The following is a 15,016-nucleotide window of genomic DNA, read 5'->3' as shown; positions in this document are numbered from 1 at the left end:
CCCGTACGGCCGTCCGGCGTTAGTCTCTCCTGCGGACTGGACACGGATATCCGACAATCGGAAAGAGGGGGGCGATGGCTGTGACCCCGCTTTCCGAGGTGGCGACACCCGCGACGCGCGACCACAAATGGGGCTTCGGCGCGTTCTTGTTCGTCTTCGCCGTCTTCGTGCTGTCCGCGGTGCTGATCGGCGCGGTGATCGGGATGGCGCGCACCGACTCGAAGGACTCGGTGGCGGTGATCCTCATCGGCACGATGCTCCCGACGTTCCTCGCCACCCTGGCCACCCTCGCGGTGACGAAGCTGCGCGGCAACGGCCCGAAGATCGACCTGCGCTGGTCCTACAACCGCGAGGACCTGAGGGCGGGCCTGAAGTTCGGCCTGCTCGGCCTGATCTGCACGACCATCGCCGCCGCCGTGTGGACCCGGATCGTCGGCGAGGAGAACGCGACGTCGTCGCTGGGCAAGCTGGTCGACGACCAGCAGATGCCGCTGGCGGCGGCGATCGTGCTGTTCCTCTACGTGTGGCTGGTCGGTCCGCTGTGCGAGGAGATCATGTACCGCGGCCTGCTCTGGGGCGCCCTCGAACGCCTCAACTGGGGCCGCTGGGCGGTCTTCGGGCTCACCACGGTGATCTTCGCCGTCAGCCACCTCGAACCGCTGCGCACGTCGTTGCTGCTGGTCATCGGCATCCCGATCGGCTTGGCCCGGCTCTACACCGGCAGGCTCGGCGCCAGCGTCGTCGCCCACCAGGTCAACAACTTCATGCCCGCGCTGGCGGTGTTCCTGATCACCCTGGGGGTGATGCAGCCGTGATCGATCTCAACAGCGACCTCGGCGAGGGCTTCGGCGTGTGGCGCCTCGGCGACGACGAGGCCCTGCTCGACGTGGTCACCTCGGCCAACGTCGCCTGCGGCTTCCACGCGGGCGACGCGTCCACCATGCGCGCGGTGTGCGCCGCGGCGGCGGCCAGGGGCGTCACCGTCGGCGCCCAGGTGTCCTACCGCGACCTCGCCGGGTTCGGCCGCCGGTTCATCGACGTCGACCCCGGCCAGCTCGCCGACGAGGTGCTCTACCAGATCGGCGCCCTGGACGGGATCGCGCGCGCGTCCGGCACCCGCGTCGCCTACGTGAAGCCGCACGGCGCCCTCTACAACGCCACTGTCCACCACGAGGCGCAGGCCGCGGCGGTGGCCGACGGGGTGCGCGCGTTCGGCGAGCTGCCGGTGCTCGGGCTGCCTGGGTCCCTGCTGCTGGAGGCCGTCGAGTCGGTCGGGCTGCGGCCGGTGTTCGAGGCCTTCGCCGACCGCGGCTACACCCCCGAGGGCACCCTCGTCCCGCGCGGCGAGCCAGGCGCGCTGATGACCGACACGCACGCCGTCGTCGCGCGGGCCGTGCGGCTGGCGGAGGCGGGGGAGATCGTGGCCGTCGACGGCTCGGTGCTCGCCATGCCCGCCCGCTCGCTGTGCCTGCACGGCGACACCCCGGGTGCGGTTCGTCACGCCGTGGCGGTCCGGGAAGCGCTCGACCAGGCCGGGATCGCGGTCACCGCGTTCGCAGACTGACCCCATGGCGTGAGTGTGCCGGGCGCGTCTGGCACAATTACCCGCTGTCCGTCATGGCCGGACCCTCTCACCGTGCCGTGACGCCTGAACCTTCGGGCATGGCGACCTGACCCCACTCGGGACAGCCGCGCTCACCCACCGCTGTACCGAGAGCTTTAGGAGCATCCCAACCCGTGGCTGTCAAGATCAAGCTGCAGCGCCTCGGAAAGATCCGTGCGCCGTACTACCGCATCATCATCGCCGACGCCCGCAACCGTCGCGACGGCAAGGCGATCGAGACGATCGGTCGGTACAGCCCGAAGGAGGAGCCGAGCCTCATCGAGGTCGACTCCGAGCGGGCCCAGTACTGGCTGGGTGTCGGCGCGCAGCCGACCGACTCGGTGAAGCACCTGCTCGAGGTCACCGGCGACTGGCAGAAGTTCAAGGGCCTGCCGGGCGCCGAGGGCACCCTGCGCGTCAAGGAGCCCAAGCCGTCGAAGCAGGAGCTGTTCGAGGCCGCGCTCAAGGCCGCGGGCGAGGAGCCCTCGACCGACGCGACGACCCCGAAGAAGAAGTCCGCCCCGAAGAAGGCCGAGAAGGCCGCTGAAGAGGCGCCCGCCGCTGCCGCCGAGACTGAGGCCGCGGCCGAGTGAGTGCCCTCGCGGACGCTCTGGAGCACCTCGTGCGGGGCATCGTCGACCACCCGGACGACGTGCAGGTCGAGCTGGTCACGACCCGTCGTGGCCGCACGCTCGAGGTGCACGTCAACCCGGAGGACCTTGGCAAGGTGATCGGCCGGGGCGGCCGCACCGCCACGGCCCTGCGGACCGTGATGGCCGGTGTCGGCGGTCGCGGTATCCGGGTCGACGTGGTCGACACCGATCACTGAGATGACGAACGCGAGCGACCTGGTGGTCGTGGGCCGTGTGGCGAAAGCCCACGGGATCACTGGCGAACTGGCGGTCGACCTGCGCACCGACTCGCCTGAGCAGCGCTTCGCGCTCGGCGAGTCGGTGACCGCACGGCTTCGTGACGGCTCCGACCGAATGCTCACCATCACAGCCGCCCGGCCACACTCCGGGCGGCTGTTGGTGCGTTTCGAGCAGGTGCCCGACCGCAACGTCGCCGAGGAACTGCGCGGCGCGCTGCTCCTCGCCGACCCGAACGCGCTCCCGCCGATCGACGACCCCGACGAGTTCTACGACCACGAGCTGGCGGGCCTCGCCGCCGTCCTGGTCGACGGGACCCCGATCGGCACCGTGCGCGACATCGAACACGGCCCCGGCGGCGAACTGCTGGTCATCGACCGGCCGGGCGCACCGGAGCTGCTGGTGCCCTTCGTCTCGGCGATCGTGCCCGAGGTCGACGTCAAGGGCGGGCGGGTCGTGCTCGATCCGCCAGATGGATTGCTCGACTAGCCCCTCCGCTACGCTGGCCCCGCTTTCGACGCGAGGGGGTGGCGATGAGCAGGCGGTCCCGGCGGTTGGTGCGCTCCTATCTCGCCCTCATCCAGCGAGACGGGCTCAGCGCGGCCCTCATGGGACCCACAGTCGGCGGTCAAGGCGCCGCTGACCGGGTCCGGGCGATCCTCGAATCGACCGACGACTACGTCGCCGACCCCCTTTCCGGCCTGAGCACCCTGCAGGACGTGCTCGACCTGCGCGTCGGCGAGGTCGAGGCCGCCGCCCGGTCCCTCGACCTGCGGTTCGACCCGCGCCACGTCGTCACCGCGCTCTACCCGCTCGGCGACGTCAACGCCTGGAGCGTGCCCGCCAACGGCGGCGACCTCATCCTGGTCAGCCGCGGCGCGCTCGGCCTGGCCTTCCTCACGCTGAAGATCAACCTGATGTCGACGCCGCTGTTCGGCGAGCCCGCCATGCTCGCCCGCGACCAGACCGTCACCGCCCTCGCCGACGTCTTCGCCGCCCACTTCCGCCACGGCGACCCCTGGCGCGCGCCGCGGCTGCCCTCGCTCACCGGGCACCGCGAGATCATGCTCGACCTGCTGGTCAACGCCGCCGCCCGGTTCATGGTCGGCCACGAGTACGCCCACGTCATCGGTCAGCACCCGCACGTCGACAAGGCCACGCTGAAGTCGAAGGACTCCGCCGTCGAGGTCTACACCCGGCTGTGGGACGACGAGTTCGCCGCCGACCGGGTCGGCGCCCAGCTCGTCCTCGCCGACCAGCGCCTCGCCGCGGCCGCCGAGCAGGACCCGCACTTCGTCCGCCGCCACGGCCTCGCCGCCGTGGCCGCCGCCACCGGCCCCATGTACCTCGTGCTGCTCGACCTGGTCCTGCACGAGCTCGACGGCGACCTCAAGGTCACCGGCTACCCACCCGCGTCGACCGCCCACCCGCACCCCGGCAAGCGCTGGGACGCGCTGTGGCCGGTGATCGAGCAGGAGTACGGCCAGGCGACGACCGCGCAGCCGCCGCTGGAGCTGCCCGGGAGCCTCATGCGCTGGTTCGAGAACCTGTTCACCGACCTGGTCCCCGCGGTCAGAGAGCGCCTGGCCTAACCTCCACGCGTGCGGATCGACATCGTCACGATCTTTCCCGAGTACGTGGAGCCCCTGCGTGGGGCGCTGCTCGGGCGCGCCATCGAGCGCGAACTGATGAGCCTGGACGTGCACGACCTGCGCCGGTGGACCTACGACGTGCACAAGGGCGTCGACGACAGCCCGTACGGCGGCGGTCCCGGCATGGTCATGAAGCCCCAGGTGTGGGGCGAGGCGCTCGATGAGGTGTGCGCGGGAGAGACCCCCCGGCTGATCGTGCCGACCCCCGCGGGCAGGCCGTTCACCCAGGCGATGGCCTACGAGCTGGCCGCCGAGCCCCGGCTGGTGTTCGCCTGCGGCCGCTACGAGGGCATCGACCAGCGCGTGATCGACGACGCGGCGACCCGGATGCGGGTCGACGAGGTGTCCATCGGCGACTACGTGCTCGTCGGCGGCGAGGTCGCGGTCATGGTGATGGTCGAGGCCGTCGCCCGGCTGCTGCCCGGGGTCCTGGGCAACCCGCAGTCGGCCGAGCAGGACTCGTTCTCCGACGGCCTGCTCGAAGGCCCCAGCTACACCCGCCCCGAGGTCTGGCGCGACCGCGCGGTGCCCGACGTGCTGCGCTCCGGCAACCACGCCGCCATCAACCGCTGGCGCCGTGACCAGGCGCTTCACCGGACCTTCGAGCGTCGGCCGGACCTACTGGCCGCCCTGCCGGACGACGCGCTCGACAAGTACGACCGGGCGCTGCTTGAGCGGCTGCGCGGGGGCGATTTCGCCTCCGACGAACCTGTCTGACATACTTCTCGAGTTGACTGCAGCGGGTAAACCGCGTCAACCACAAGACCCCCAGGCTGGACAGATCGGCTGCGTGCCGTCCCCGGCCAGTACATCGCCAAAGACGAGGACGGACTACCGATGAACACCCTGGATGCACTGGACGCCAAGTCGCTGCGTTCCGACATCCCGGACTTCCGCCCGGGTGACACGCTGAAGGTCCACGTCCGCGTCATCGAGGGCACCCGTACCCGTGTCCAGGTGTTCCAGGGCGTCGTGATCCGTCGCCAGGGCGGCGGCATCCGCGAGACCTTCACCGTCCGCAAGGTCTCCTTCGGCGTCGGCGTGGAGCGCACCTTCCCGGTGCACACCCCCAACATCGCCGAGATCGAGGTCGCCAAGCGCGGTGACGTGCGTCGCGCCAAGCTGTACTACCTCCGTGAGCTGCGCGGCAAGGCCGCGAAGATCAAGGAGAAGCGCGAGCCGCAGACCGCTTCCTGACGCGGTTAGCACACCGGCTCACGTACGCTGGCGTGCGTGGTCGACCGTCCTTCCCGTCGCGTGCCGCCGCCTGATGGCGCGGCACGCTTCGGGTATTCCTCAGCCGATGCCGGTCCGGATCGGACGAATGGCCACCGGGTGAGCGACAAGCAGGTCAACGGCGCCAGGGTCAACGGCAAGCCGGTGCCCTCGGAGATCGCCTACACCGAGCCCATCCGCCGTGCCGCCGTGCCCTCCGAGCTGCCGCCGGTCCAGCCAGAGTTCTGGTTCGGCCCGCCACTGCCGGAGGAGGGCCTCCCGCAGTGGCAGCCCGAGCCGAACGGCCACCACGGCGTCCTGCCCCCGGTCCCGCCGCCCGTCGAGCACCGGACCGAGCCGATTTCCCGGCGCGGCCGCATCGAGCCGGACGCGGCGCCCACCGAGCTGATCCCGCGGGTCCCGGTCGAGCCGCGGCGCGACCGGTCCTACCCGGCCCTGCCGAAGATCGACGCGGGCGTGCTCGCCCCGGTCGAGCGGTCCAGACCGGTCGACGACGACGAACCGTTCACCGCCGAGCCGGTCGAAGCGGACGAAGACCCCATCGAGGACCAGCCCCGCCACGGCAAGCACCGCCGCCCGCCGCGCAAGCAGCCGCTGTGGAAGGAACTGCTGGTCCTCGCCGGTGTCGCACTCGTGCTCACCTTCTTCATCCAGCACTTCATCGGCCGCGTCTACTCCATCCCCTCGGGTTCGATGGAGCAGACCCTGCACGGCTGCGCGGGCTGCACCGGCGACCGCGTGTTCGTCGACAAGATCGTCTACGATTTCCGCGAGCCGAGCCCCGGCGACGTGATCGTCTTCCAGGGCCCCAACACGTGGACCGAGAACGACGTCAAGACCGCCAAGGCGGGCAGCGCCTTCGCCCGCGGCCTGCAGTACGTCGGCTCGCTCATCGGCATCGCCCCGCCGGACGAGCGCGACTTCGTCAAGCGGGTCATCGCCGTCGGCGGCCAGACCGTCGAGTGCTGCGACGAGAAGATGCGGGTCATGGTCGACGGCAAGTCCCTCGACGAGCCCTACGTCTACTGGGAGCACGGCGGCCCCGACGAGCGCCAGCGGTTCGACCGGGTTACCGTCCCGGAGGGCACGCTGTGGGTGATGGGGGACAACCGCGGCAACTCGTCCGACTCCCGGTTCCAGGGTGGCGGCGGCATCCGCGGCGTCGTCCCGCTCGGCAAGGTCATCGGCAAGGCCCGCTACATCGTGCTCCCGCCTTCGCGGTGGCGCGGCGTCGGCGACCACAACCCCCAGGGGGAGGCGGACATCGCCGCCCCGGGGTGGCAGCAGGGCATCCCGGCCGGGCTCGGCATCGCCGCGGCGTGGCCGGTCCTCTGGGTCGGCCGCCGCGCGAAGAACGCACTCACTCCACGGAAGGCTGATTAGTGTCCGACGCAAACGGTGCCGTGCCAGGGGATGGACGCGGCACCGAGAAGATCGACGTCGAGGACCGGGAACTTGATCTCCCGGAGTCCGACGAGCAGGCGCCCAAGCCCAAGAAGAAGCGTCCCTTCTGGGTGGAGCTGCCGCTGCTGATCCTGGTCGCGCTGGTCCTCACCTTCCTCATCCAGACCTTCGTCGCCCGGGTGTTCGTGATCCCGTCGGAGTCGATGGAGCAGACCCTGCACGGCTGCGCGGGCTGCACCGGCGACCGCGTGCTCGTCGACAAGGTCGTCTACTACTTCAACGACCCGGCGCCCGGCGACGTCGTCGTGTTCGAGCGGCCCGCCACGTGGGACCACAGCGGGATCAGCAACCGGTCCGGCAACGTCGTGGTCGCCTGGGTCGAGGAGTTCGCCGCCCAGTTCGGCATCGGCGCCTCCAGCGAGGATGACGTGGTCAAGCGCGTCATCGCCGTCGCGGGCCAGACCGTCGAGTGCTGCGACGAGCAGAACCGGGTCCTGGTCGACGGCAAGCCGCTGGACGAGCCGTACCGCTTCATGCCGGACCCGTCGGCCAAGCAGGACGACTTCGGCAAGATCACCGTGCCGCCCGGCAAGGTCTTCGTCCTCGGCGACAACCGCAACAACTCCCGCGACTCCCGCACCCAGGGCGGCGGCGGCGAGAACGGCTTCGTCCCGGTCGACGACATCGTCGGCAAGGCCCGCGCGATCATCCTCCCGCCGTCCCGCTGGCAGGGCGTCGGCGACCACAACCCGCAGTCGCTGTCCGCGGCGGCGTGGCAGACCGGCATCCCGGCGGGCATCGGCATCGCCGCGGCGTGGCCGGTGCTGTGGCTGGGCCGCCGCGTCCGCGACCTCACGCGCGGTAGTCGGTAGGCTGCCCCAGTGCCCGACCAGCCCCTCGACGACGGCGAGCAGGAACCCGAGCCGAAGCCCAAGAAGAAGCGCCCGTTCTGGCAGGAACTGCCCATCCTGATCGCGGTCGCCCTGGTGCTGACGTTCCTGATCCAGACGTTCCTGGCGCGGGTGTTCGTCATCCCGTCGGAGTCGATGGAGAACACCCTGCACGGCTGCGCGGGCTGCTACGGCGACCGCGTCCTCGTCGACAAACTGGTCTACAACTTCGGCGACCCTGAGCCGGGCGAGGTGGTCGTCTTCGAGCGCCCGTCGACCTGGAACCGCTCGGAGTTCACCGCGCAGCGCTCGGACAACGCCGTGGTCAGCTGGCTGCAGGGCATCGGCGCACTGTTCGGCATGGCCGCCCCCGACGAGGACGACGTGGTCAAACGCATCGTCGCCGTCGGCGGCCAGACAGTGCAGTGCTGCGACGAGCAGAACCGCGTCCAGGTCGACGGAAAGCCGCTGGACGAGCCGTACATCCACTGGGATCCGATGATGGGCGACCCGAAGCAGGACCAGTTCGGCCCCATCACCGTCCCCGCCGGAATGCTCTTCGTCATGGGCGACAACCGCAACAACTCCGGCGACTCGCGGACCCAGGGCGGCGGCGGTGTCAACGGCTTGGTGCCGGTGGACAACGTGATCGGCAAAGTTCGCACGATCGTGTTGCCGCCGTCCCGATGGCAGGGCGTCGGCGACCACAACCCACAGGCGCTTTCAGCCGCGGCTTGGCAGTCGGGCATCCCCGCCGGCCTGGGCATCGCCGCGGCGTGGCCGGTGCTGTGGCTGGGGAGGCGCATCCGCCGGGTCGTCGCGCCCGTCAACCGGACCGCCGCCGCAGGTCCCCGGCCCGGCACCCGAGCCGACAAGCTCACGGGTCCTCCGCGTACCCGAACCATCCACAGTCAGCCCGAACCATCCACAGCTCAGCGGCACCCCTCCACCAAACCCCCCACCGCCGATAGACTGGGCAGGGGCCGTCCCCCCGGAGAGGGTGGGGGCTGGTGACCGCCGCCGCGTTTCGGCCGCCGCGGGCTGTGCTTCGACGGGATGCCGGGAACTGGAGCCTGCAGTCCGCGCTGCATCGGCGTGGGCTGGGGCCGGTCGCCGGGGTCGATGAGGCCGGGCGCGGGGCGTGTGCGGGTCCGCTCGTCATCGCCTCCTGTGTGCTGCGGCCCGGTGACGCCGACCGGCTCGACGGGCTCACCGACTCCAAGCTGATGACGGCCGCCGCGCGTGACCGGATGTTCGATCTGATCAAGAAGCGGGCCGTCGACTACTCGGTGGTCGTCGTGCCCGTGCCCGAGGTCGACCGGTGGGGGGTGCACTTCGCCAACATCGAGGGCATGCGCCGGGCGGTCGCGCGGCTGGCCACCCATCCGGGATACGTGCTGGTCGACGGCTTCCGAGTGCCCGGCCTGACCGCGCCGAGCGTGCCCGTCCTCAAGGGCGACCAGGCCGCGGCGTGCGTGGCGGCGGCGTCGGTGTTGGCCAAAGTCACCCGAGACCGCATCATGGAGGATCTGCACGAGTCGATGCCGCAGTACCGGTTCGACGTGCACAAGGGATACTGCACCGGGCTGCACAGCCAGGCGCTCGAAGAGTACGGGCCCAGCCATGAGCACCGCTGGTCCTTCGCCAACGTCGCCGCCGCGGGGGTCGCCCACGGACGGCGCGCGCCACACCGGGTGGCGCTGAGTGTGGCGGCGGCCGCGGTGGTTCAGAATGGTGGACCACTATCACGAATCGATCAGTGACAGTGGTCCAGAGCCGGTCACGACCAGGAGGGGCGCGCGGCACATGAGCGCGGAGGATCTCGAGAAGTACGAGACCGAGATGGAGCTTTCGCTCTACCGGGAGTACCGCGACATCGTCGGACAGTTCGCCTACGTGGTGGAAACCGAACGACGTTTCTACCTGGCCAACGGGGTCGACGTGCAGGTGCGCGACGCCGACGGCGAGGTCTACTTCGAGGTACGCATGTCCGACGCCTGGGTGTGGGACATGTACCGGCCGGCGCGGTTCGTCAAGAACGTCCGGGTCATCACGTTCAAGGACGTGAACGTCGAGGAACTCGACAAGCCTGACCTGCGGCTGCCCGAAGACGGCCCCTTCGGCGGGTAGCACACACCACCGACGACGAAGAACCCCGGAGATCCACATCTCCGGGGTTCTTCCACATCCCGCCCAGCCATCCACAGATTCCGCGTCCCCCTGTCGCCCCGCCCCGCTCCCGGGCACCGTCGAGATCGACACCACTCGACCCGACAGGAGCGGCCATGACCCCCCACCTGCGCCTCGGCCGACTTGGCGAGGACCTGGCGGTCCAGTACCTCGAACAGGCGGGCCTCGTCGTCCTCGCCCGCAACTGGCGCTGCCGCGAGGGCGAACTCGACGTCGTGGCCACCGACCGCGCCCAACTCGTCGTCTGCGAGATCAAGACCCGCTCGTCCACCGACTACGGCACCCCCACCGAAGCCGTCGACGACGCCAAAGCCGCCCGCATCCGCCGCGCGGCGTGGCAGTGGCGCCAGCACTACCGCCTCTGGCACTGCCCGACCAGATTCGACATCGTCTCGGTCCTCTGGCCACCAGGCGGCCGACCCAAGGTCGACCACCTGATCGGGGCCTTCTGATGGTCCTCGCCCGCGCCTGGTCAGTCGCCCTCTTCGGCGTCGACGGCGTCACCGTCGAGATCGAAGCCGACATCGGAGGCGGCAAACCCAAGACAACGATCGTCGGTCTCCCCGACGCCTCCCTCAACGAGGCCAAGGACCGAGTCCGCGCCGCGGTCCGCAACAGCGGCCTCCAATGGCCCGACCAGATGGTCACCCTCGGCCTGTCCCCAGCCGCGCTCCCCAAGGGCGGCTCCGGCTACGACCTCGCCTTGGCCCTGTCCGTCCTCGTCGCCGACCGCAAAGCCCCGCCCGACCCGGTAGCCCACACCGTCCTGATCGGCGAACTGGCCCTGGACGGCCGTCTTCGCGCCGTCAAAGGCGTCCTGCCGTGCCTCCTGGCCGCCCGCCGCCACGGCCTTCGTCAAGCGGTCGTCCCCTCCGACGCGCTGGCGGAGGCTTCATTGGTGCCTGGCATGGAGGTGTTCGGGGCGACCTGCCTCGGCGACGTCGTCGCTTGGGCGCGCGGCGACGAGGAGATCCTCGCCAGGCCAGGGCCGGTCACCACGAAACCACCCGCCGATCCGCCGGATCTCGCCGACGTGATCGGGCAGCCGGAGGCCCGCTGGGCCTTGGAGGTCGCCGCGGCGGGCGGGCACCATCTTCTGCTGAGCGGCCCGCCCGGGACAGGCAAGACGATGCTGGCCAAACGTCTCCCCGGTCTGTTGCCGGAGCTGACTTCCGAACAGGCACTCGAAGTCACGGCGATCCACTCGGTCGCGGGCCTGCTGTCCACCGACTCGCCGTTGATCACGGTCCCGCCCTTCATCGCGCCACACCACACGACTTCGGTGCCCGCCCTGGTCGGTGGCGGCGTCGGCCTGGCCAAACCGGGCGCGATCAGCAAAGCCCACCGCGGGGTGCTGTTCTTGGACGAGGCTTGCGAGTTCGCCGCCGACCGGCTGGAGGCGCTGCGCACGGCGATCGAGGAAGGCGAGATCCGGTTGGCGCGCCGCGACGGCGTGGTGCGCTACCCGGCGGGATTCCAGCTCGTCCTCGCGACGAATCCGTGCCCTTGCGCGCCTCCGCGTGAGGCCGACTGCGTTTGCCCACCGTTCGCCAGGAGACGTTATATGGCAAGGCTTTCCGGCCCACTGCTCGATCGGATCGACATTCGGGTCCGCACCCGGCCGGTGACGGCGATGAGCAGAGCGGGGGACAGCGCGCCGGAGCCCACCGTCGATGTCCGGGCCCGAGTGAGCGCGGCGCGGGCCCGTGCGGTGGAGCGGTGGTCAGGACGTGGCTGGTGCACCAACGCCGAAGCGCCAGGCCCGGTCCTGCGCCGGGAATTCGCTTTGCCCCGCGAGGTGACGAGCCTGCTCGACCGCGGCCTGAAGACCGGTGCCCTCACCGCCCGAGGCGCCGACCGCTGCCTCCGCATCGCCTGGACTTTGGCCGACTTGGCTGAGTCACCAACCCCCACCGCCGACCATGTCGCGTCCGCGCTCGAGTTCCGCGACCGCCGCGCGGCCGCCTGACAGCAAAGGAGTTCTGCCCCGTGAGTCCTATAGCGACAGATGACCCAACGCGTCGGGCGCGCGCCTATCTGCTGCGGGTGGCCGAGCCGCCCGCCCCGGCGCTGGCGGCGCTGATCGACGTGTGCGGGCCGGTGGACGCCGCCGCCCGGGTGCGGTCCGGCGACCTGCCGCAGTCGGTGCTCGACGAGACCTCCGCCCGCCGCGAGTCCGATTTCGTCGACGCCGATTTCGCCGCCGCCGCCGAGGTCGGCGCGCGGCTGGTCACTCCCGAGGACGCGGAATGGCCCGCTTGGCCTTTGCTGGCGCTGAGAAACGCGTGCGCGCGTGGTTTCCGATGGGCAGGGCCGCCCGTGGCGCTGTGGGTCCGCGGCTCGATCTCCCTCGACTCGGCGGTGCAGCGGTCGGTCTCGGTGGTCGGCGCCAGAGCGGCGACCGGGTACGGCGAACACGTCGCGGCCGAGTTCGGCTACGGCCTCGCCGAGGCCGGCGTGTCAGTCGTTTCCGGTGCGGCGTATGGCATCGACGGCGCCGCGCACCGGGGCGCGTTGAACGCGGAGGGCACCACGATGGCGGTGCTTGGGTGCGGCGTGGACGTGCGCTACCCGGCGTCGCATTCCCGGCTGCTCGACCGCATCGGCGAGACCGGCGCGGTGGTCAGCGAATACCCGCCGGGCACGCCGCCCGCCAAACACCGGTTCCTGGTGCGCAACCGCCTGATCGCCTCGCTCAGCGCCGGAACCGTGGTCGTCGAGGCGGGTGTGCGCAGCGGCGCGCGCAACACCGCGTCCACGGCGGCCGCGCTGGGCAAGACGGTCCTGGCGGTGCCGGGCCCGATCACCTCGGCGATGTCGTCCGGCTGCCACGAACTCCTCCGCACGGGCTCGGCGACGGTGGTGTGCTCGGTGGCCGAGGTACTGGAAGCGGTCGGCCAGGTCGGCGCGGATCTGGCCCCGGCCCGAGACCGCCCGAAGCGCCCGACCGACGGCCTGGGCGATCAAGCCCTCCGCGTCCACGAGGCCCTGCCGCGCGGGAACGGCCTCAGCCCGGAGCGCGTCTCGGCGATGTCAGGGGTACCGCTGGCGCGGGTGAGGGCGCTTTTGCCGGAGCTCGAGCTGACCGGGCTGGCCGTCCGGGGAGAGGAGGGTTGGCGACGCTCACGATCTTGACCGCGTGGCGATGCTTGACCCGGGACGGTTGATGGCGGAGCGTCAGGTGTGTGCCGTCCGCTTCCCGTCGACCACGCAGGGTCGACCTGCTTGGAGTTCGCGCCGCCCTGCCTGTTTCGGTGGGCGCGGTGCTGGACGACTATGAGCGGCATCTGGCGCTTGAGCGGGGGCTTTCGCCGCACACGGTGCGGGCCTACCTCGGGGACGCGGTCTCCCTGCTCGGCCACGCGCTGGGGATCGAGGCTCAGGGCGCAGGCGCCGAGTCGGGTGCGGCTTCGACGGTTGAGGGCTCCAGTGGGGATGGGCTGCGGGCGGTGGGGCTTGATCTCGCCGTGTTGCGCGGGTGGTTGGCGGCGCAGTTGGGGGCCGGGGCCAGTCGGACGACCATGGCGCGGCGGGCGGCGGCGGTGCGGACCTTCACGGCGTGGGCCTACCGGCGGGAGCACCTGGACGTCGACCCCGGGGCACGGCTGGTGTCGCCGGTGCGGCATCGGACGCTGCCTTCGGTGCTGCGGCAGGACCAGGCCGCGGAGCTGATGCGGGCGTCCGAGTCGGGCGCCCAGCAGCTCGACCCCGTGGCGTTGCGGGACCACGCGCTGCTGGAACTGCTCTACGCCACCGGGATTCGGGTGTCGGAGCTGTGCGGGCTCGACGTCGACGACGTCGACCTGAGCGGGCGCTTACTCAGGGTCATGGGCAAGGGTTCCAAGGAACGGTCGGTCCCGTTCGGGGTCCCGGCCGCCGACGCGGTGCGCAATTGGCTCGATCACGGACGGCAGGCTCTTGCCCGGGAGGATTCCCCGCCGGCAGTGTGGCTGGGTACTCGCGGAGGACGGCTCCAACCAGCGAGTGTGCGCCGCGTCGTGCACGGGGCCGTGGGCGCGGTGGCCGGTGCGCCGGACCTGGGGCCGCACGGGCTTCGTCACTCTGCGGCAACACACCTGCTCGAAGGGGGTGCGGACCTTCGTAGCGTCCAGGAGTTACTTGGTCACGCTACGCTCTCAACGACGCAGCTCTACACCCACGTGACCGTCGAACGGCTGAAGGCGATCCATGACCGAACCCATCCCCGTTCCCGGTGACGCCGGGGCTGGTTCTCGGACACCGGCGGCGCCGTCCCCGGAGTCCAGACCCAGCCTCAACGGCCACGCCTCCCGCTTCGGGACCAGCGAGGCCTCCGGCGTGCTCCCGGGCGACAACCGCACCGCCGACGATGTCGAGGCGGGCATCGTCGCGCTGTGGCGGCGCTACGGTGAGCGGCGCGAGCACGACCTGCGCGACCGGCTCGTGCTGCACTACGCCCCGCTGGTCAAGTACGTCGCCGGGCGGGTCGGCACCGGGCTTCCCGCGCACGTCGACGTGTCCGACCTGATCCAGTCCGGGATCTTCGGCCTGGTCGACGCCATCGAGAAGTTCGAGCCGGAGCGGGGCCTCAAGTTCGAGACCTACGCCATGCAGCGCATCCGCGGCGCCATCCTCGACGACCTGCGCGCCCAGGACTGGGTGCCGCGCACCGTCCGGGGCCGCGCCCGCGAGGTCGAACGCGGCATCGAGCGGCTCGGCGCCAAGCTGCAGCGCACCCCGACCGACGGTGAACTCGCCGCCGAACTGGGCCTCAGCGTCGGCGAACTGCGCGACGTCTACGCCCAGCTCCAGCTCACCAGCGTCGTCGCGCTCGATGAGCTGGCCGCGGCCGGGCGGGGAGCGACCTCGCTGGCCGACACGCTGGAGGACGAGGCCGCCGAGGACCCGGTGGCGCTGCTCGTCGACCAGGACAACCGCCGCCAGCTCGCCGAGGCCATCGGGCGGCTGGTGGAACGCGACCGGGTCGTGGTGACCCTCTACTACTTCGAGAACCTCACCCTCGCCGAGATCGGCCGCGTCCTCGGCGTCACCGAGTCGCGGGTCTGCCAGCTCCACACCCGCGCCGTCCTGCGGCTGCGCGCCAAGCTGCTCGAGGCGGCCGAGGTCTAGCGGCAGCAGCCGCACCCGCCCGTGGCGCAGCAGTATGAGCGGGTCCAGGTATTCGTCACCCCG

The 15,016-nt window shown here is 71.1% G+C and carries 17 protein-coding genes and 1 pseudogene; all 18 read left to right on the top strand.

Going from position 1 to position 15,016, the window contains the following annotated elements; all coding sequences use genetic code 11:
* Positions 1 to 74 precede the first annotated feature (74 nt).
* Positions 75 to 815 (top strand): CPBP family intramembrane glutamic endopeptidase, encoded by a 741-nt coding sequence (locus ACSHT8_RS14215; RefSeq protein ID WP_436501377.1) that lies wholly within the window; start codon positions 75 to 77, stop codon positions 813 to 815.
* Complete coding sequence (locus ACSHT8_RS14210; RefSeq protein ID WP_436501375.1) at positions 812 to 1,564, top strand: LamB/YcsF family protein; 753 nt, start codon at positions 812 to 814, stop codon at positions 1,562 to 1,564. Before ACSHT8_RS14215 ends, ACSHT8_RS14210 begins: the two co-directional genes overlap by 4 nt.
* 173 nt (positions 1,565 to 1,737) lie before the next feature.
* Positions 1,738 to 2,196, top strand: coding sequence for a 30S ribosomal protein S16 (rpsP, locus tag ACSHT8_RS14205; RefSeq protein WP_436501373.1), 459 nt, complete (start codon positions 1,738 to 1,740; stop codon positions 2,194 to 2,196).
* Positions 2,193 to 2,432, top strand: a complete 240-nt coding sequence (locus tag ACSHT8_RS14200; RefSeq protein ID WP_054050002.1) for an RNA-binding protein — start codon at positions 2,193 to 2,195, stop codon at positions 2,430 to 2,432. Before rpsP ends, ACSHT8_RS14200 begins: the two co-directional genes overlap by 4 nt.
* A gap of 1 nt (position 2,433) precedes the next feature.
* The gene (rimM, locus tag ACSHT8_RS14195) at positions 2,434 to 2,961 is read left to right on the top strand and encodes a ribosome maturation factor RimM (RefSeq protein WP_436501371.1); all 528 of its coding nucleotides are present in this window, start codon (positions 2,434 to 2,436) and stop codon (positions 2,959 to 2,961) included.
* Positions 2,962 to 3,005: 44 nt separating this feature from the next.
* The gene (locus tag ACSHT8_RS14190; protein ID WP_436501369.1) at positions 3,006 to 4,064 is read left to right on the top strand and encodes a hypothetical protein; all 1,059 of its coding nucleotides are present in this window, start codon (positions 3,006 to 3,008) and stop codon (positions 4,062 to 4,064) included.
* 9 nt (positions 4,065 to 4,073) lie between these two features.
* Positions 4,074 to 4,841, top strand: a complete 768-nt coding sequence (gene trmD, locus ACSHT8_RS14185; protein WP_436501368.1) for a tRNA (guanosine(37)-N1)-methyltransferase TrmD — start codon at positions 4,074 to 4,076, stop codon at positions 4,839 to 4,841.
* A gap of 120 nt (positions 4,842 to 4,961) precedes the next feature.
* Positions 4,962 to 5,321, top strand: coding sequence for a 50S ribosomal protein L19 (gene rplS / locus ACSHT8_RS14180; RefSeq protein WP_091370949.1), 360 nt, complete (start codon positions 4,962 to 4,964; stop codon positions 5,319 to 5,321).
* A gap of 495 nt (positions 5,322 to 5,816) precedes the next feature.
* On the top strand, positions 5,817 to 6,743 hold the full coding sequence (gene lepB, locus ACSHT8_RS14175) for a signal peptidase I (RefSeq protein WP_436502068.1): 927 nt from the start codon (positions 5,817 to 5,819) through the stop codon (positions 6,741 to 6,743).
* A gap of 20 nt (positions 6,744 to 6,763) precedes the next feature.
* Entirely contained in the window at positions 6,764 to 7,636 is an 873-nt protein-coding gene (gene lepB, locus ACSHT8_RS14170) for a signal peptidase I (protein WP_436501365.1), read from the top strand.
* Between the two features lie 9 nt (positions 7,637 to 7,645).
* Positions 7,646 to 8,473: pseudogene (lepB, locus tag ACSHT8_RS14165) on the top strand (signal peptidase I); the annotation flags it as partial.
* Positions 8,474 to 8,664: 191 nt separating this feature from the next.
* Positions 8,665 to 9,417 (top strand): ribonuclease HII, encoded by a 753-nt coding sequence (locus ACSHT8_RS14160; RefSeq protein WP_436501364.1) that lies wholly within the window; start codon positions 8,665 to 8,667, stop codon positions 9,415 to 9,417.
* Between the two features lie 43 nt (positions 9,418 to 9,460).
* A complete protein-coding gene (locus ACSHT8_RS14155; protein ID WP_054049989.1) occupies positions 9,461 to 9,784 on the top strand; it encodes a DUF2469 domain-containing protein in 324 nt (107 codons plus the stop codon).
* A gap of 155 nt (positions 9,785 to 9,939) precedes the next feature.
* On the top strand, positions 9,940 to 10,296 hold the full coding sequence (locus tag ACSHT8_RS14150; protein ID WP_436501362.1) for a YraN family protein: 357 nt from the start codon (positions 9,940 to 9,942) through the stop codon (positions 10,294 to 10,296).
* A complete protein-coding gene (locus tag ACSHT8_RS14145; RefSeq protein ID WP_436501360.1) occupies positions 10,296 to 11,813 on the top strand; it encodes a YifB family Mg chelatase-like AAA ATPase in 1,518 nt (505 codons plus the stop codon). Before ACSHT8_RS14150 ends, ACSHT8_RS14145 begins: the two co-directional genes overlap by 1 nt.
* Positions 11,814 to 11,842: 29 nt before the next feature.
* Positions 11,843 to 12,979: a DNA-processing protein DprA gene (gene dprA, locus ACSHT8_RS14140; protein ID WP_436502067.1), complete on the top strand. Its 1,137-nt coding sequence runs from the start codon at positions 11,843 to 11,845 to the stop codon at positions 12,977 to 12,979.
* Positions 12,980 to 13,029: 50 nt separating this feature from the next.
* Positions 13,030 to 14,061 (top strand): tyrosine recombinase XerC, encoded by a 1,032-nt coding sequence (locus ACSHT8_RS14135; RefSeq protein WP_436501358.1) that lies wholly within the window; start codon positions 13,030 to 13,032, stop codon positions 14,059 to 14,061.
* Positions 14,033 to 14,953, top strand: coding sequence for a FliA/WhiG family RNA polymerase sigma factor (locus ACSHT8_RS14130; RefSeq protein ID WP_436501356.1), 921 nt, complete (start codon positions 14,033 to 14,035; stop codon positions 14,951 to 14,953). The genes ACSHT8_RS14135 and ACSHT8_RS14130 overlap by 29 nt, the downstream gene beginning before the upstream one ends.
* The last annotated feature ends 63 nt before the right edge of the window (positions 14,954 to 15,016 follow it).

It is taken from the genome of Actinokineospora sp. HUAS TT18 (assembly GCF_051364635.1).
In the GTDB taxonomy this organism is placed as follows: Bacteria; Actinomycetota; Actinomycetes; order Mycobacteriales; family Pseudonocardiaceae; genus Actinokineospora.
This window is presented reverse-complemented; position numbering and strand designations above follow the sequence as displayed.